Source organism: Rhodococcus sp. USK10 (assembly GCF_019378875.1).
GTDB lineage: Bacteria > Actinomycetota > Actinomycetes > Mycobacteriales > Mycobacteriaceae > Rhodococcus_F > Rhodococcus_F pseudokoreensis.
In genome coordinates, this window is the sequence record NZ_CP076048.1 from 4,214,923 (window position 1) to 4,231,751 (window position 16,829).

At 67.4% G+C, this 16,829-nt stretch carries 16 protein-coding genes; 10 read left to right on the forward strand and 6 right to left on the reverse strand.

The genetic code is table 11. The features are described from left to right. Positions 1-10: 10 nt before the first annotated feature. Positions 11-637: a TetR/AcrR family transcriptional regulator gene (locus tag I1A62_RS26345; RefSeq protein ID WP_219455207.1), complete on the reverse strand. Its 627-nt coding sequence runs from the start codon at positions 635-637 to the stop codon at positions 11-13. A gap of 278 nt (positions 638-915) precedes the next feature. Here I1A62_RS26345 and I1A62_RS26350 point away from each other — a divergent pair, with 278 nt between their 5' ends. From I1A62_RS26350 to I1A62_RS26395, 10 genes are all read left to right on the forward strand, one after another. Further along, the gene (locus I1A62_RS26350) at positions 916-3,003 is read left to right on the forward strand and encodes an acetate--CoA ligase family protein (protein WP_219455208.1); all 2,088 of its coding nucleotides are present in this window, start codon (positions 916-918) and stop codon (positions 3,001-3,003) included. A 50-nt stretch (positions 3,004-3,053) separates the two neighbouring features. Then, the gene (locus tag I1A62_RS26355; RefSeq protein ID WP_257890540.1) at positions 3,054-3,872 is read left to right on the forward strand and encodes an enoyl-CoA hydratase; all 819 of its coding nucleotides are present in this window, start codon (positions 3,054-3,056) and stop codon (positions 3,870-3,872) included. 17 nt (positions 3,873-3,889) lie between these two features. After that, positions 3,890-5,050, forward strand: a complete 1,161-nt coding sequence (locus I1A62_RS26360; protein WP_219455210.1) for an iron-containing alcohol dehydrogenase — start codon at positions 3,890-3,892, stop codon at positions 5,048-5,050. Positions 5,051-5,076: 26 nt separating this feature from the next. Then, positions 5,077-6,621 carry a CoA-acylating methylmalonate-semialdehyde dehydrogenase gene (locus I1A62_RS26365; RefSeq protein WP_219455212.1) on the forward strand — a complete coding sequence of 515 codons (1,545 nt, stop codon included), beginning with the start codon at positions 5,077-5,079 and terminating at the stop codon, positions 6,619-6,621. A gap of 4 nt (positions 6,622-6,625) precedes the next feature. Next, positions 6,626-7,663, forward strand: a complete 1,038-nt coding sequence (locus I1A62_RS26370) for an enoyl-CoA hydratase/isomerase family protein (protein WP_257890541.1) — start codon at positions 6,626-6,628, stop codon at positions 7,661-7,663. 42 nt (positions 7,664-7,705) lie between these two features. Continuing rightward, positions 7,706-8,521, forward strand: a complete 816-nt coding sequence (locus I1A62_RS26375) for an enoyl-CoA hydratase-related protein (RefSeq protein WP_219455215.1) — start codon at positions 7,706-7,708, stop codon at positions 8,519-8,521. 356 nt (positions 8,522-8,877) lie between these two features. Beyond that, positions 8,878-9,162, forward strand: coding sequence for a DUF3263 domain-containing protein (locus tag I1A62_RS26380; RefSeq protein WP_257890542.1), 285 nt, complete (start codon positions 8,878-8,880; stop codon positions 9,160-9,162). 329 nt (positions 9,163-9,491) lie between these two features. Beyond that, the gene (gene ccrA / locus I1A62_RS26385) at positions 9,492-10,772 is read left to right on the forward strand and encodes a crotonyl-CoA carboxylase/reductase (protein ID WP_219455217.1); all 1,281 of its coding nucleotides are present in this window, start codon (positions 9,492-9,494) and stop codon (positions 10,770-10,772) included. A 41-nt stretch (positions 10,773-10,813) separates the two neighbouring features. Beyond that, positions 10,814-11,797 carry an NADPH:quinone oxidoreductase family protein gene (locus tag I1A62_RS26390; protein ID WP_219455218.1) on the forward strand — a complete coding sequence of 328 codons (984 nt, stop codon included), beginning with the start codon at positions 10,814-10,816 and terminating at the stop codon, positions 11,795-11,797. After that, positions 11,794-12,306, forward strand: coding sequence for a MarR family winged helix-turn-helix transcriptional regulator (locus I1A62_RS26395; RefSeq protein ID WP_219455221.1), 513 nt, complete (start codon positions 11,794-11,796; stop codon positions 12,304-12,306). Before I1A62_RS26390 ends, I1A62_RS26395 begins: the two co-directional genes overlap by 4 nt. 319 nt (positions 12,307-12,625) lie before the next feature. Here the strand turns inward: I1A62_RS26395 and I1A62_RS46535 are convergent, their stop codons facing one another. The 5 genes from I1A62_RS46535 to I1A62_RS26415 form a co-directional block, all read right to left on the reverse strand. Then, entirely contained in the window at positions 12,626-12,760 is a 135-nt protein-coding gene (locus tag I1A62_RS46535; protein WP_257890543.1) for a hypothetical protein, read from the reverse strand. Between the two features lie 76 nt (positions 12,761-12,836). Then, positions 12,837-13,223 carry a hypothetical protein gene (locus I1A62_RS46540; protein ID WP_257890969.1) on the reverse strand — a complete coding sequence of 129 codons (387 nt, stop codon included), beginning with the start codon at positions 13,221-13,223 and terminating at the stop codon, positions 12,837-12,839. 211 nt (positions 13,224-13,434) lie between these two features. Continuing rightward, positions 13,435-15,051 (reverse strand): amidohydrolase, encoded by a 1,617-nt coding sequence (locus I1A62_RS26405; RefSeq protein WP_219455222.1) that lies wholly within the window; start codon positions 15,049-15,051, stop codon positions 13,435-13,437. Continuing rightward, positions 15,052-16,545 carry a sodium:solute symporter gene (locus I1A62_RS26410; protein ID WP_219455224.1) on the reverse strand — a complete coding sequence of 498 codons (1,494 nt, stop codon included), beginning with the start codon at positions 16,543-16,545 and terminating at the stop codon, positions 15,052-15,054. Next, positions 16,542-16,799 carry a DUF3311 domain-containing protein gene (locus tag I1A62_RS26415; RefSeq protein WP_219455226.1) on the reverse strand — a complete coding sequence of 86 codons (258 nt, stop codon included), beginning with the start codon at positions 16,797-16,799 and terminating at the stop codon, positions 16,542-16,544. The genes I1A62_RS26410 and I1A62_RS26415 overlap by 4 nt, the downstream gene beginning before the upstream one ends. Positions 16,800-16,829 lie beyond the last annotated feature (30 nt).

Sequence of the window (16,829 nt, forward strand, 5' to 3'; positions counted from 1 at the left end):
GTTGCCCGGATCAGTCTCGATCCAAGGTCGTGCCGAGCAGTGATTCGGTGACGCGTCGGAGCATCCGGGTATTGCGTTCGTGGGTGTAGCCGCTCAGATCGATTGCGACGGCGGTCATCAAGCCGTCGATCACGCTGATGATGCTGTCGACGATCTCGTCGACCGGAGCGACAGGGTGGAACATGCCTTCGCGGCGGCCGGACTCGACGACGTCGGACAGCTTGGCGCGCCATGCATCGTAGATGCGGGCCACGTCGGGGATGAACTGCTCGTTCCGACTCGCCACCGACGTGGTGGCCAACCAGACCGTGCACCGCTCGCGGTCGGTGATCGCGTGTTCGAGCAGCGAGGCCATCTTCGTGGCCGGGTCGTCGATATCGGAGGCGAACGTCGCCCAGTCCGAGACCCGCCGCAGGCTCGCCGAGCTGAGCATCTCCTCGATGACCGCGTCGCGGCTGTCGAAATAGTGCTGAATCTTTCCGATCGACACACCCGCCTCGCGGGCGATGTCGCGCAGGCGCACCTTCTCGATGCCGTGCACGGCTATCAGTCGCTCCGCGGCATCGAGAATCCGTCGCCGACTCTCGGCGACGAGGGGATCCTCACCCACTACTTGCGTTGCATCCGCCACAGTCATCCGTCCCAACCTCCACCTGCAAATCCCTCGCGTTCCCCGAACGCGCAGGTCGCCTCTCGATCGTAGCGATCGGCGCACTGCGCGCGAACTGCCCGCGAAAAGAGCACTTCACGGACCTGTTCGATGCGTTCATGGGGTCGGGAACAATCCGTCTTGACGTCACAATAATTCCATATTATTGTGCGTTGCACCACACATTCTTAGCCGCGGTTTCCCAAACATGCGGTTTCACAGCTGCCGCCCACCGAGCACCCGCTTCCGAAGACGGAGATCTTTCGATGACCTCACCTGCCCTCGCGCCGCCCGCTACCCGCCGGGACCTCACCGCCCTGTTCGCTCCGTCCTCGATCGCGATCGTCGGCGCGAGCAACGACCCCGCCAAGTACGGAAACTGGCTCGCGGTGCGGGCTCTGCGGGATTGGGACAGCCGGCCGGCCTACCTGATCAACAAGACCCGGTCGACGATCCTCGATCACCCCGCCGTGCCCAGCCTGACCTCCCTCGACGGGCCGGTCGACCTCGCCGTCATCGCGGTCCCGGCGGCAGGATTCGACGAGGCGGTCGACGACGCCATCGCCGCGGACGCCAAGGCGATCGTCGCCATCACCGCCGGGTTGGGAGAAACCGGTGCAGAGGGGCTGGCCCGGCAGAACGCCCTGGTCGCCCGGCTGCGGGACGCCGGAATCCCGATGCTCGGACCGAATTGCCTGGGCGTGCTCGACAACACCACCGGCCTCGACGCGACCGTCAACGAATTCCGTCCGGGCTCGGTGTCGATCATCTCCCAGAGCGGCAACGTCGCGATCGACCTCGCCGAGCACTTCGCCGAACAAGGCCTCGGAGTCGCCCGCTTCGCGAGCCTGGGCAACTGCGCCGACCTCGACGCCGCGGACCTGATCGACAGCTGCGTCGACCACGAGGGCACCTCCGCGATCGCGGTGTACTGCGAGGGCTTCAAGGACGGCCGCAAGTTCGCTCGCGCCGCCGCCCGCGCCGCGGACGCAGGCAAGCCCGTCGTGCTGCTCTCGGTCGGCCGCGGTGCCGCCTCAACCCGCGGCGCGGCCTCCCACACCGGATCCCTCGTGACCTCGAACGTCGTCCTCGAAGCGGTCTGCGAGGCCACCGGCACCGAACTGGTCTCGAGCCCGTTCGAGATGGCCAACCTGCTCCAAGCCCTGGTCCGCACCAACCCTCCGACCGGGTCACGGGTCGCCGTCCTCGCCGACGGCGGCGGTCACGCCTCCTTGGCCAGCGACAGCCTCGAAGAGACAGGTCTGCAGGTCGACGAGTTCTCGAACGAGCTGTCCGCACGAGTAGCCGGTGAGCTGCCGCCGACCGCGGCGACATCGAACCCGATCGACCTCGCCGGCGGCGGCGAGCAGGACATCACCAGCTTCGCCCGCGTCGCAGAGCGCCTGATCGCCAGCCCCGAGACCGACGCCGTCCTGATGACCGGATTCTTCGGTGGCTACGGCGACTACGACCCGGCGATCGTGCCCGGTGAGATCCAGGCCGGCCACGACATCGGCGCCCTCGTCGCCGAGTCCGGCGCCAGCTTCATCGCCCAGACCATGTTCGCCGACTCCAAGCCCGCACAGGCGTTGCGGGAGAGCGGAATTGCCGTCTACCGCAACGTCGAACACGCCACCTGGGCGCTGAGCCGACTGGCCCGCCGAGCCCACGCCGGATCGCATCCCCTTCCCGTGCTGCCCGAACCCGCCGCCCCGCTGACCGAGACCGGATACTGGCCGGCCCGCCGCGCCCTCGCCGCCGCCGGCATCCCCTTCGTCCCCGCCGCCGAGGTCTCCACCACCCGGGAGCTGGAAGCGGCAGTTGCCGACCTGCAGTTCCCGCTCGTCCTCAAAGCCCTCGGCGACGAACACAAGTCCGACAACGGCGGCGTCATCTTGAACATCACCGACCACACCGCACTGATCGAGGCCTGGGACGACGTCCAGGCCAGGCTGGCACCCCCGGTCTGCTCCATCGAGGAGATGGCCGACCTCTCCGGCGCGGTCGAACTGATCATCGGCGTACGGCGTGACCCGACGTTCGGCCCCATCGTCCTCGTCGGCATCGGCGGCGTGTACACCGAACTGCTCAAAGACACCCGCTGTGCCCTGGGCCCGATCACCGCCGACCAGGCCCGCGAGCTGCTGCTGTCCCTCCGCGGTGCGGCGCTGCTGACCGGCTTCCGCGGCAAGGCGCCCGTCAATGTCGACGCCGCAGCTCAGCTGGTGGCCACCCTCTCCACCTACGCGGCCCAACACCCCGAGATCAGTGAAATCGAGTGCAACCCCATCGCGGTCACCCCCACCCAGGCCATCGCACTCGACGCCCGCATCATCCTCGACCCATCCCACTGATCTCGGCGGCGAAAGAGCCCGGCAGCACACGAATCCCACAAGGAGAACCGATGACCGACATCGCTGAGACCATGACAACCGCGTCGATCGAGACCGAATACACCTACGTCCTCGTCGAACGCCGGGGTCCGGTAGCGCTGATCACCCTCAACCGCCCGAAGGCCCTCAACGCCCTGTGCAACGCCCTCACCGAGGAGTTGACCGCCGCCCTCGACGCCACCGAAGCCGACGACAGCATCGGCGCCGTCGTGCTCACCGGCAGCGCCAAGGCCTTCGCCGCCGGCGCCGACATCAAAGAGATGCAGCCGAAGTCGTTCACCGACGTCTACCTCGAGGACTTCATCACCGCCAGCTGGGAACGCGCCTCCACCACCCGCAAGCCGATCATCGCCGCGGTCGCCGGATACGCCCTCGGCGGCGGCGCCGAACTCGCCATGAGCTGCGACATGATCATCGCCGCGGACACCGCCAAATTCGGCCAGCCCGAAATCACCATCGGCATCCTGCCCGGCGCCGGCGGCACCCAACGCCTGACCCGCGCGGTCGGCAAGTCCAAGGCCATGGACATGGTGTTGACCGGACGCACCATCGACGCCGAGGAAGCGGAGAAGATCGGCCTCGTCGCCCGCATCGTCCCCGCCGACGACCTCATCGACGAGGCAATCGCCATCGCTCAGAAAATCGCCGGATTCTCCCGGCCCTCGGTCCTGATGGCGAAGGAGGCCGTGAACTCGGCCTTCGAGACCCCCCTGGCAGAGGGCCTGCGGTTCGAGCGCCGCCTGTTCCACGCCGCGTTCGCCACCGACGGCCAGACCGAAGGCATGACCGCCTTCCTCGACAAGCGCAAGCCGTCCTTCACCAACCGCTGAGAAAGCGAGACCCACCCATGGCTTCACCCATCGCACTCCCGCGGATCATGCGGATCGGCGGCGGCGCCGTCGCCGAGATCGGCGAGGTGGTCAAGGGCCTCGGACTCACCCGCCCGCTGGTGGTCACCGACGCCTTCCTCGTCTCCACCGGCGCCGCGGAACAGATGATCAAGACCCTCGAATCCGCCGGTCTGTCACCGCGCCTGTTCGCCGACACCGTCCCGGACCCAACGACCGACTCACTCGACGCCGGCGTCGCCGCGATCACCGAGCACGACTGCGATTCGGTCATCGGGTTCGGTGGCGGCAGCCCGATGGACACCGCCAAAGCTCTCGGGATCCTCGGCCGCCAGGGCGGGGAGATGCGCGACTACAAGGCTCCCCGCAACAACACCGGTCCCGCCCTGCCGGTCATCGCCGTTCCCACTACCGCCGGAAGCGGTTCGGAGGCAACCCAGTTCACGGTCATCACCGACAGCGTCAGCGACGAGAAGATGCTCTGCCCGGGCCTGGCGTTCCTGCCGATCGCCGCGGTCATCGACTACGAGCTGACCGTGTCGATGCCGCCGCGGCTGACCGCCGACACCGGCGTCGACGCGCTGACCCACGCGATCGAGGCCTACGTCAGCAAGAAGGCGAACCCCTTCGCCGACAGCCTCGCGCTCGTGGCGATCGGTACCATCGGCCGGGTCCTGCGCCGCGCCTACACCGACGGCTCCGACGCGCAGGCTCGTGAGCAGATGATGCTCGCCGCCACCCAGGCCGGCATCGCGTTCTCCAACTCCTCGGTCGCCCTGGTGCACGGGATGAGCCGGCCGATCGGCGCGCACTTCCACGTCGCGCACGGGCTGACGAACGCCATGCTCTTCCCCGCGGTCACCGCGTTCTCGGTCCGGGCAGCGGAGTCCCGGTACGCCGACTGCGCCCGCGCCCTCGGCGTCGCCACCACCGGCGACGACAACACCACCGCCGCGGACAACCTCGTCGACGCGCTGCGCGAGCTGTGCCGCGACGTGGCCGTGCCCACGCCGAAGGCCTACGGCATCGACAAGGCCCGCTGGGACGAGCTGATCCCGCTCATGGCGCAGCAGGCCCTGGCGTCGGGTTCACCGAACAACAACCCGCTGGTCCCGACCGACGCGGAGATCCGCGACCTCTACGCCCAGATCTACGGCTGAAAAACCCTTTCAGGAGAACTCTTCACATGACTGCCACCCTTCCCACCCCGGCGACCGGCACCACTGGCTCTCGGCCGGTCGACATCGACCACTACATCGCCGGGCGTGTCGATGCCCGCGGCGCCGCCACCCGCGCCGACGTCTACAACCCCGCCACCGGTCAGGTCACCGGCACGGTCGCGATGGCCACCACCGCCGATGTCGACGCCGCCGTGGCGGCGGCCGCCGCGGCGTTCCCGGCCTGGTCGGCCACCCCCGCACACATCCGGGCCCGGGTCCTGTTCCGGTTCCGCGACCTCGTCGAACAGCACGCCGACCGGCTCGCCACGATCATCACCGCCGAGCACGGCAAGGTGCACTCCGACGCCCTGGGGGAGGTGACCCGCGGCCTCGAGGTCGTCGAATTCGCCTGCGGCATCCCGCAACAACTCAAGGGCGAATTCTCCGAGAACGTCGGCCGGGCCGTCGACGGCGTCACCTTCCGCCAGCCCCTCGGCGTCGTCGCCGGGATCTCGCCGTTCAACTTCCCCGCCATGGTCCCGATGTGGATGTTCCCCGTCGCCCTCGCCTGCGGGAACACGTTCGTGATGAAGCCGTCCGAGAAGGACCCCACCCTCAGCGTCGAACTCGCCAAGCTGCTGACCGAGGCCGGCCTGCCGGACGGGGTGTTCAACGTCGTGCACGGCGACAAGATCGCCGTCGACGCTCTGCTCACCCACCAGCAGGTCGAGGCGATCAGCTTCGTCGGGTCCACCCCGATCGCCGAATACATCCACAGCACCGCCGCCGCGCAGGGCAAACGGGTCCAGGCCCTGGGCGGGGCGAAGAACCACATGGTGATCATGCCCGACGCCGACCTCGACCAGGCCGTCTCCGCCCTGATGGGCGCCGCCTACGGCTCCGCCGGGGAACGCTGCATGGCCATCTCCGTTGCCGTGCCGGTCGGGGAGGACACCGCGACCGCGCTGCGCGAGCGGCTGATCGCCGCCCTCGCCGACCTGAAGGTCGGGCCCGGCACCGACCCCGAGGTGGAAATGGGCCCGCTGGTGACCGGGGTGCACCGCGACAAGGTCGCCTCCTACATCGACGTCGGGGTGCAGGAAGGCGCGGAACTGGTCGTCGACGGCCGGGAAACCATTCCGGCGACCGCGGGGGACGGGTTCTTCCTCGGCGGCACCCTGTTCGACCACGTCACCCCGTCGATGCGGATCTACCTCGAAGAGATCTTCGGGCCGGTCCTGTCCATCGTGCGCGCCGAATCCTTCAACGACGCACTGCAGTTGGTCAACGACCACGAATTCGGCAACGGCACCGCCATCTTCACCGCCGACGGCAACACCGCCCGCACCTACCTCACCCAGGTCAAGGCCGGGATGGTCGGCATCAACGTCCCGATCCCGGTGCCGATGGCGTTCCACTCCTTCGGCGGCTGGAAGCGGTCCCTGTTCGGTGACCACCACATCCACGGCCCCGAGGGCGTGCGGTTCTACACCCGCAACAAGACCGCCACCACCCGCTGGCCCAACGACACCCAGGTCCGCACCGACTTCTCGATGCCGACCCATGAGTGATCTCGTGGCAACCGCGACCGCCCGGAACACCGACACGGTCCGCACCGAGATCCGCGGCGGCATCGGGGTGATCACCCTCGGCCGGGTCACGGCACTCAACGCGCTGACCACCGAGATGGTCGAGGCGATCGATGCCGCCCTGGCCGAGTGGGAGAACACCGGACTGCGCGCCGTGGTGCTCGACAGCGCCAGCCCGAAGGCGTTCTGCGCCGGTGGGGACATCCGCGCCGTCCAGGAGAACAGCCTGGCCGGTGACCGGGAAGCGAGTGAGCGGTTCTTCTCGACCGAGTACCGGCTCAACGCCCGGATCGCCGGCTACCCGGCGCCGTTCATCTCGTTGATCGACGGGATCTGCATGGGCGGCGGCATGGGCCTGTCGGTGCACGGGGCGTTCCGGGTGGTCAGCGGCAACGCCACACTGTCGATGCCCGAGACCGGGATCGGGTTCTTCCCCGACATCGGTGCCAGCTACTTCCTCTCACGCCTGCCGGGGGCGCTCGGGGTCTATCTGGGCTTGACCGGGGCCAGGATGTCGGCGGCCGACGCCCTCTACACCGGGCTGGCCACGCACTTCATCGACAGCGAGTCAATCCGCCTGGTGCCGGCGGCTCTGGCCGATCACCCTCACCGGCCGGTCGAGGAGATCCTCCGTGCCCTCGGTAGCCCCTCCCCGGTCGCCGACAGCGCTCTCGCCGAGCAGCGTGGGCAGATCGATTGGTGCTTCAGCGCACGGACCCTCGCCGAGATCGACGAACGGCTCGCCGCCGCCGGCGGGGACTGGGCGGCCACGACCCGGAACACACTCGCCGGTCTGTCGCCACAAAGCCTGCAGCTCACCCTCGAGCTACTCGCGTGGGGTAAACAACGCGCCCTCCGCGAATGCCTCGCAGCGGAGCTACAGGTCACCCGCGATGTCATCCGCACCCCGGACTTCATCGAGGGCATCCGCGCCGCTCTGGTCGACAAGGACCGCAACCCCACCTGGAGTCGATCCCGATTCGCAGGCCTGGACTCGGACGGCCTGCCCCGATGGAAGCACTGACCCAATTCTCTTCCACAGTTTTCAGCAAAGGACACGAGTGACATGTCAGATGTAGTGCTCTACGAAAGCAACGGCCCGATCGCCACGATCACCCTCAACCGCCCGGACAAGCTCAACGCCCTCAATACGGAGGTCGTCCTCGAACTCGACAAGCGTTTTGCCGAGGCCGGCGCCGACGACTCGATCAAGGTCATCCTCCTCGCCGCGAAGGGTCGCGCGTTCTCCGCGGGGTTCGATATGAACGACGAGATCGAGGACGGCACCGAAACCCCGCTCGACTGGTTGCCCGTGCTGCGCCGCGACTGCGACCTCACCATGCGCGTGTGGTCTTGCCCGAAGCCGACCATCGCCGTCGTCCAGGGCTACTGCCTGGCCGGCGCCTGCGAGATTGCGATGGCCTGCGACCTTATCGTCGCCGCCGACGACGCGAAGTTCGGCGAGCCCGAAATCCAGTACGGCTCGGGCCCGGTCACCTTGCTGATGCCGTTCATCCTCGGCCAGAAGAAGACCAACGAACTGCTCTTCACCGGCGACAAGATCAACGCCGAGGAAGCGCTGTCCCTCGGTCTGATCAACAAGATCGTCCCGCTCGAGGACCTCGAGACCGCCGCCCGTGAGCTGGCCCTGCGGATCGCACCGACCCCCCTGCCGATCCTGCAGCTGACCAAGCAGGCACTCAACCGTGCCTATGAGGCCAAGGGTCTACGCACCGCAGTCAACGCCAACATCGACATCTCCGCCCTCATCAACGGGGCCAACACCCCGGAACAACAAGCATTCGACAAGGTCGCCGCCGAAAAGGGATTGAAGGCTGCCCTCGCCTGGCGCGACGAACGGTACAAGGCCACCACGGCCTGACCCCAGAATCCCCGTCGGGGCCGTACGAACCAGACCTGCGGTCCCGACGGACCCCAACTCCGAGTAGGACGATGATGAAAGCTGATCAGCGCACGACGGACATCGCAATGATGGGCGTTCGTCTGACGTCGGCCGGCATCTCGATCATCGTTCTTGTGGCAACTCGGCCAACGCAGCCGCCCCGGCTTGCGGGCTTCGTCGAACTCATCGGAATCTGCTGCGGCAGTGTCGCAATAGCTCTCGGAGTCATGACAATCGCGTTCGCTCGGCTGCTGGTTCCATACAGCGACTCGTCGAGCGATCGGCTCGAGCGTGAGAATTTGACCAACCCTTTCGGCGGCGTCCACCAACCGCCGATGACGATCGGACCGAGGATGACCGGCTTCGACCAAGACATGCTGAAATTCGCGGTGCAGTGGGCGCCCTACGGAGGCGGAGAGGAGCACATCCTGCCCACCTTCGGGTTGTTTCCCGCCGACTACTACGAACGGCTCAAAAGCCTCCTCGATTCGACCGCTGCCCGCTCGGTCGACAGTGCCTCCAGACGGCACCTGCGCGAACACTGTTCGATACGCCTCGCGCAGACGAGAGGCACCCGGTTCCGTTCACTGTCCGCCGGCCATCCGGAGCCCCAACCGTGACCAGCGTCTTGCTCGCGACCTTCGGTGGACCCGCCAGCGGGCAGCGGCACAACCACAGATCGGTGGTCGCGGCACGAGGACCGGCCTCGTTGACGACACGCGAGACCACACACCCAGGACAGCCGGACTGATCGTGACTGGCACCCCACAGGTGGGTGCGCACGATCGCCATCGCCCATTTACCCCGACAGTCGTTGGTCAAGGGACGGTTTCTTCCGCACAGGAAAGCCCCGCTCGACGGCGATCCGCAATAAGGACACCAAGGGGGTCGCTCACCGCGAAGAACTCTTGCTCGATAACGCACGAAACATGAAATTCAAGGAGAAGAAGTGACCAAATCAGTTGAGCGCCAGTCGGTCTCCGGCTCGGCCGTCGAAGCCGTCGACGTCGGATCCCTTCCGCCTCTGGGTGTGGTACCCCGGAGCATGCACGCTCAGGTCGTTCGACCGGAACGCTACGGAGATCCGTCCACCGCCTTCGTTCACGAGGTGGTAGACACACCAGAAATCGGCGCCGGTGAAGTGCTCATCGCAGTGATGGCCGCCGGTGTCAACTACAACAATGTCTGGGCCGCCCGCGGGTACCCGGTCGACCAGGTCGCGACCCGGCAGCGGCGCGGGGAGCAGGAGAGCTTCCACATCGGCGGGTCCGACGCGTCGGGCATCGTCTACGCCGTCGGATCGAATGTGAGCAACATTGCGGTCGGGGACGAGGTCGTCATCCACCCCGGAGTGTGGGACGAGGACGACTCCTGGATTGCCGCGGGCCGGGACCAGATGATCGCACCGAGCGCGAAGATCTGGGGTTACGACACCAACTACGGGTCGTTCGGGCAGTTCGCCCGCGTACAGGCTAACCAAGTTCTCCCCAAGGCACCCCATCTGAGCTGGGCCGAAGCGGCAGCCCCCACCCTGGTGGGTACCACGGCGTACCGGATGCTGCACGGCTGGAAGGGAAACACCGTCACCGAGGGCGACCTGGTGCTGGTGTGGGGCGGCTCCGGCGGCCTCGGCACGCAGGCCTGCCAATTGGTGCGCGAGGCCGGCGGACGAGCAGTCGCCGTCGTCTCCGACGATGAGCGTGGCGCATTCGCCATGAAGTACGGGGCCATCGGATACATCAACCGACGCGACTTCGACCATTGGGGAATTCCGCCGCTGGTCGACGACGCGGAGGGACAGAAGAAGTGGACCGCAGGCGCACGCGCATTCGGGAAGAAGATCTGGGAGATCGCCGGTGAACGGGAGGATCCGGCCATCGTGTTCGAGCATCCCGGTGCATCCACCATCCCCACCAGCATCTTCGTCTGCCAGCCCGGCGGCATGGTCACCATCTGCGCCGGCACCACAGGCTTCGACGCCATGGTCGACCTGCGCTACCACTGGACCCGCCAGAAGCGCCTGCAGGGCTCGCACGGAACCAATGACGAGCAGGCCATCGCCTACAACCAACTGGTGGTCGACGGAAAGATCGACCCCTGCGTCGGGCGCGTCCTTCCGATGGACGATATTCCGCTCTCCCACGCCGAGATGGGACGCGGCGAAGAGGTCTTCGGCAACACCGTCCACCTGATCGGTGCCACCACACCCGAAGAGGGCCGCCGGTCCTGACCCATCCCGGCACAGCAGAACCAACGACGAAGGTGCACAATATGACACGCGCATGGCAAGTTCACGAGTACGGAGAACCCGGATCGGTTCTCACGCTCGGAAACGTCCCCGACCTGAACCCTGGAGACGGGCAGGTCCGCGTGCGCGTGGCCGCCACCTCGTGCAACTTCGCCGACGTTCTGCTGTGCCGAGGTCAGTACCAGCACAAGCCAGTCCCCCCGTTCACCCCCGGCCTCGAGACCTGCGGGATCATCGACAGCCTCGGGGAAGGAGTCGACCCCATCCTTCTCGGGACCAGAATCGTAGGACAACCGACACTTCCCCACGGAGGCTTCGCCGAGACGGCACTGATGAACGCCGCCGACACGTACAGCGTTCCGGGACTCATCGACGACAGCACGGCCGCCACATTGCATTTGACCTACCTCACGGCCTTCCTCGGACTGCACCGCAGAGCCGCAATGCGAGCGGGAGACACCGTCGTGGTCACAGCGGCCGCCGGAGGGGTAGGTTCAGCCGCTGTTCAAATCGCCCGCGCCGCCGGGGCACGAGTCATCGGAATCGTCTCCGGAGCGGACAAGGCCGACGCAGCCGCGCGCATGGGTGCCGACACAGTCATCGACCGCAAGTCCGAGGACGTACTCGAACGCGTCCGGGCCGCCGCACCAGACGGTGCCGACATCGTCTTCGACTCAGCTGGTGGCCACGCCTACGAGCTGGCAACCAAGTACATCGCATTCGAAGGCCGCATCGTCGTCGTGGGGTTCGCCAGCGGGTCGACACCGCAGCCCCGGCTCAATCACGCGCTAGTCAAGAACTACACCATCACCGGGCTGCATTGGTCCCTGTATCAGCGATATCGTCCCGACCTCGTTCAAGAAGCACAAGCGGCGATCTTCGACATGGCAGCGGCGGGGACAATCGAGCCGCTGATCACAGCCCGGGTAGATCTCGACGCCGTCCCCGCCGCTCTCGAAGACCTCGCACACGGCCGAACTCAGGGGAAGATCGTCTGCACGCTATGACTGTCGTATCCGGAAGCCGCCCGATCACCCTCCATCAGATGCTCGAACTCCATACCCACCTCGGAATCGCCTACCGAACCTTCAGCCGATCGATCGACGCCGTCCTCAGACACGACGGCCTGACCTTCGCCAAGTACGAGGTGCTCGACGCTCTGGTCGGCGCAGGCGAATTGCACGTGACCCTGGCGCCCCTCGCCGACCAACTGCGACGCCACTGGACCACCCTGAGCGCGACCGTCGAACGGCTCGAGAGCCAAGGCATGGCCACACGCCGACCGAATCCGGACAACCGACGGCAAACGCTGATCGACGTCACCCCGGGCGGGCGTGAAGCGCACGCCCGCGCCACGGGCGCACTACGAACCCTCTCAGAAGGGGACTCACCACCGTCAAGAGGAGAATCGACGAGCGGCTCCGACTGGGGGAGACCCCCGATACCGACACCGACTTTCACACTGGCGGATATCCACGCTCTCGGCCTCGTTCTCAGAGAAGATGCGGATCGTTAGGTTGCCGGAGTCTCCGCCGCGGTTCGAACGCTGCACCCCCGCCCGCAGCCGCCCCGCACGGCGGCGATCTCCCGGATCCCCTAGCCGGCGGGGCCCGGAATACCGGTGCACGAGCCGCTGTTGAGGAAGCTGACGGTGGCGCGCATACCCCGGGTACCACACACAGATGATCGTCGCTGCGAGCGACCACTTGCCGTGAGGCGATATGGCGTCCCCGTCACCCCGGACCGGGGTAAGACCTGCACTGCGCAGCGTTCCCCGGGGACGGGATGAGGAGCCGCTGACACCGGGGAAGGTGCCGGCGGCCTTCCTCTGACCTCTACAGATCCTCGACCCGGACCGATGCGGGGTCGATATCGAGGCGTGTGCCCTTGTACGAGGGATGCCGGAGCCCACCCGAGGTGAGATCGCGATATGCAACGTCCACCACAATCGCCGGTTCGACCCAGCGCACGATCCCGTGGCCTCCGCTGCCGCGGCATCGGTTCCGAGCGGGCTGGTGCGGCGTTCGAGCGCGGCCTGCTTCTCCTTCAGCTGGCGGCGCACCGCCATCGTGAGCCTAGTCCCGCCATTGCCACGTAGCGAAGAACGCCCTGGTCATCGCATGCTCCGAGGACGAGGGAGCCGACCATGTTCCGCTGCGCACCCCCGCCCGCGATCCAACCAACAATCAAGCAAGAGCTCCTCGTGCGAAGGAGAACCTTCCGCCACGACCGAGTGCGCTGACCCGGCGGATAGGGCGACCCCACCCGTGTGAAAACCGCGCCCTCCATCCCGGAATTTCTGGCGGCCTCCAGAATGACGGCACCGTCCGCTCCTTCCCAGTGCGGCAAGATCTGCACGGGCACGCCGACCCCGGGCAGCGCGTGACCGAGGTCGGAGAGAGCTGCACGGCGCTCCAGATACGGCGCCGCCATCAAATCGGACCCGTCGGCAGAGAGAACGTCGAACGGAAGGTAGGTGACCGGCCCCTGACCGCCGCCGAGAGGCGGCACCCGTCGTACTTCATTTCCGCCGCCCAGCCGCCGCTCAGTGCCTCCGGGAGCTCCCGGAGCTTCCGCCGGCAACGGGAACCCGCCCTCACCTGATCGGCGAGGACGGGTTCCAGTTCCATTGCAGCTGAATCACTTACACCCGGGCTGGGTGCATGTCTGCCGCTTCTCCGTCGATCATCACCATTGCCGGACGGGGTGTGTCGACGGTGCCGTCGCCGAGGTCGCGAAGGCTGCCGTCGAGCGCCACCAGGTCCGCGCGACGACCGGCGGTCAGGGTGCCGACGCGAGTCTCGTCGTGTACCAGGTACGCGCTGTCGACGGTCATGGCCCGGATCGCGCGATCCACTCCGATCCGCTGGTTCCCGCCGAGCACGGTGCCGCCCCGCGTCATCCGGGTGACCGCGGTGCGGATGGTCGCCAGCGGGTCCATCGGCGTGATCGGGCAGTCCGAATGCAACCCGAACCGCAGACCCAGGTCGTCGGCGCAGGCGAGGGGATCCATGTCGGCGGCCCGCTCGGCGCCGAGGAAGCGGTCGCGGTGGCGATCGCCCCAGTAGAAGACGTGGTTGACGAAGAAACTCACCCCGAGTTCGGCTTCCCGGATCGCGGCCAGGTCGCTCGGTGCGCTCACCTGGCAGTGTTCGATGCGGTGCCGTCCCACCCTGCCGTCGGTGGCCTGCGCCCGCCGCAGCGACGTGATCGCGGCGCCGACGGCCGCGTCGCCGTTGGCGTGCACGGCGACCTGACCACCCGCGCGGTGCACCCGCAGGATCATCTCGTCGAGTTGCTCCTGCGGATAGAGCAGGTCGCCGTGATGACCGGGGTCGCAGGCGTACGGGGCGCGGAGTGCGGCAGACAGTCCCTGGATCGATCCGTCGGCCCAGAATTTCGCGCCCGCCAGCCGGAAATGCGCTCCGGCCGCGGGTGCGTGCTCGAACGTGACCCGCCGGTCGTCGAGGGCCTGGAGCGCCAGGTCACCACGGAGGAACCCGACCACGTGGACCGGTAGCTCACCCGATGCGTCCAGTGAGCGGTAGGCGGCCAGTTCCTGCTCGCCCGCCGACAGACCCACCCCGAGATCGTGGATCGTGGTGATTCCCCGTGCCCGCGCCGACTGCAGGCTGCGGAGCAGGGCACCGTTGACCTCCTGCTCGGTCAGCGCGGGAACTGCCGCGGTGAGCCTCGACACCGCGTCGATTTCCCACGCCATCCCGGTCAGCCGGCCGTCGTCCCCGCGGGGGAAGAGCGGGTCGTCCACCGGCACCGTCGACTCGTCGATGCCCGCCGCCGCGAGTGCGGCGGTGTTGGCGACGGCGAAGTGCCCGCAGATGTGCAGCACGATGACCGGCCTGTCGGTGCTGACCGCGTCGAGATCCGTCCGGGTCGGGTGCCGTCCCTCGGCGATCTGGGTGTCGTCGTAACCCCACCCGCGGATCCAGCCGCTGCCGCCGGACGAGGCACGCAGCGCCTGCTGAATGTCGGCGATCGACCGGCACGGTGGCGTCCGGCAGTCCGCCCAGCCGTCCGTGAGACCGGCGTACGTGGGGTGGATGTGCGACTCGATGAGCCCCGGGATCACCGTGGCGCCGGGCAGGTCGACGCGGCGGGCGCCGATCCCGGCACAGTCGGCCATATCCTTCGCGGTGCCGGTGGCGAGCACGCGGTCGTCGGCGATGACCAGCGCTTCGACGGTCGGCGACGAGGGGTCCTGGGTGTGGATCGCGTCGGCGGTGAGCAGTGTTCGGGACATTCAGGCACCTACTTGGCTGGGAGTGGCCGTGGATTCCACGGCGGCGGGTGTGCGACCTTCGGTGCGAAGGCCGCGGACGGGGTCGGTGGCCGGCCAGAACAACCGCGTCGCCACCACGAACAGGATGTTGAGGACCAGGGCGGCCGCGCCGAGGTTGACACCGTGCTCGGCGAGCCACACTGACACGGGGCCGTGCTTGTCGAGATACAGCCACAGCACCACGACGTCGCCGAGCACCACGCCCATGGCGAGGGCGGACGGGCGCAGCTTCCAGCCGAAGACCATCGTCGCGAACACCACGGCGGCCTGTGTGACGCCGTAATACGCGGTGTTGACCAGGGTCAGCAGGAGCTGAGGTGTCGCGAGGGTCAGCAGCAGCGAGATCGCCAGATACGCCACGACGACTCCGCGTACCCAGATCCGTTGGCGGGACTCGGGGATCCCGGGAATGATGTTGCGCGACACGATCGCACCGATGCCGAGGGCCGCCCCGCACAGCACCACGATCGCGCAGAGGGCCGCGCCGCCGGCGACGACGCCGGTCAGCCAGTCGGGCAACAGTTGTCGCGACAACTGCAGGAGCACCTGGTCGGATTCTGTGCCCTCGAGCTTCGTCGGCAGCAGCGTGATCGCCCCGAACGCGGCGGCGACGAGAAACGGGTACATCAGCATGTACAGCGGGTTGAACTTCGCGACCCGCTTGATCGTCGCCTCGGACTTCGCTGCGAGCACGGCCTGCACGACGATCGGGAAGATGAAGAACCCCACCGATTGGAACACGATCGTCGTCAGCACGAACGTCAGCGACGACCCGGTGACCGTGGAATGCGAGGCCGAGCCGCCACCACTGGCTGCCGCCGCGGCGAACAGCTTCTCGGTGCCGCCGGTCTGCACGATTGCCGCCAACCCGATCAGGACGGCGCCGAGCAGCAGGGCGGTGTCCTTGACGTAGGACACGAACGCGGGGGCGCGCACCCCGGACAGCATGAGGAACAGCAGCGCGAGGGCCGCGCCTGCGAATACGGCGACGGTGGGATCGATGGAGATCCCCAGACCGGTCAGCGCGATCTGCAGACCGGCGAGCTGAAGCTGACCCCACGGGATGAGGAATACGACCGACGCAATGGCGATCGTCAATTCCAGCCCCCGCGACCGGAAGTGGCGTCCAGCCACATCGGGCAACGTCATGGCGCCGTACCGCTTGCCCGCCCGCCACAGGTAGGGCGCGAAGAAGTACCCGATCGGGTAGGCCAGCAGGATGTACCCGATGAACCAGACGCCGTAGCTCGCGCCGTGCGCGTACACGCCGCCGGGGAACCCGATCAGGGTGCCGATGCTGTACGCCTCACCCGCCCCCAGGATGAAGACCAGCAGCGGACCGAACGACCGGCCACCCACCAGGTAGTCGGAGATCTCCTTCTTGCTGCCGCGCCGCGACAGCACGCCCGCCCCGAGGGCGAGGATCAGCACGAGCGTGAAGAACGCCGCGGTCATGACTGTTCTCCGATCCCACTGCCCGCAGCGGCGGATTCGGCACGTTCGGCAGCTTCGAAGTCTTTGCGGTCGAATAGCTTCCAAGCGAGATGGAGGCACAGCGAGGTGAGCGGCATCCACAGGAACAACCACGCGAACAGGATCGGAACTCCGAAGACCGCGGCCGTGGATCCGGACAGGACCACGATGCCGCCCAGAACCCCGGCGAACGGGAGACCTATCGCGAGTAAGGCGCTTTTTGCCTCGTTGGACATGATTGTTGGGCTCCTATTCTGACTGCGTCG

What these genes read in the sequence shown, in the direction of transcription:
- I1A62_RS26345 (WP_219455207.1), bottom strand. Translation starts at nt 637, where the DNA reads ATGACTGTGGCGGATGCAACGCAAGTAGTGGGTGAGGATCCCCTCGTC.
- I1A62_RS26350 (WP_219455208.1), top strand. Translation starts at nt 916, where the DNA reads ATGACCTCACCTGCCCTCGCGCCGCCCGCTACCCGCCGGGACCTCACC.
- I1A62_RS26355 (WP_257890540.1), top strand. Translation starts at nt 3,054, where the DNA reads ATGACCGACATCGCTGAGACCATGACAACCGCGTCGATCGAGACCGAA.
- I1A62_RS26360 (WP_219455210.1), top strand. Translation starts at nt 3,890, where the DNA reads ATGGCTTCACCCATCGCACTCCCGCGGATCATGCGGATCGGCGGCGGC.
- I1A62_RS26365 (WP_219455212.1), top strand. Translation starts at nt 5,077, where the DNA reads ATGACTGCCACCCTTCCCACCCCGGCGACCGGCACCACTGGCTCTCGG.
- I1A62_RS26375 (WP_219455215.1), top strand. Translation starts at nt 7,706, where the DNA reads ATGTCAGATGTAGTGCTCTACGAAAGCAACGGCCCGATCGCCACGATC.
- I1A62_RS26380 (WP_257890542.1), top strand. Translation starts at nt 8,878, where the DNA reads ATGACGATCGGACCGAGGATGACCGGCTTCGACCAAGACATGCTGAAA.
- I1A62_RS26390 (WP_219455218.1), top strand. Translation starts at nt 10,814, where the DNA reads ATGACACGCGCATGGCAAGTTCACGAGTACGGAGAACCCGGATCGGTT.
- I1A62_RS26395 (WP_219455221.1), top strand. Translation starts at nt 11,794, where the DNA reads ATGACTGTCGTATCCGGAAGCCGCCCGATCACCCTCCATCAGATGCTC.
- I1A62_RS46540 (WP_257890969.1), bottom strand. Translation starts at nt 13,223, where the DNA reads ATGGCGGCGCCGTATCTGGAGCGCCGTGCAGCTCTCTCCGACCTCGGT.
- I1A62_RS26405 (WP_219455222.1), bottom strand. Translation starts at nt 15,051, where the DNA reads ATGTCCCGAACACTGCTCACCGCCGACGCGATCCACACCCAGGACCCC.
- I1A62_RS26410 (WP_219455224.1), bottom strand. Translation starts at nt 16,545, where the DNA reads ATGACCGCGGCGTTCTTCACGCTCGTGCTGATCCTCGCCCTCGGGGCG.
- I1A62_RS26415 (WP_219455226.1), bottom strand. Translation starts at nt 16,799, where the DNA reads ATGTCCAACGAGGCAAAAAGCGCCTTACTCGCGATAGGTCTCCCGTTC.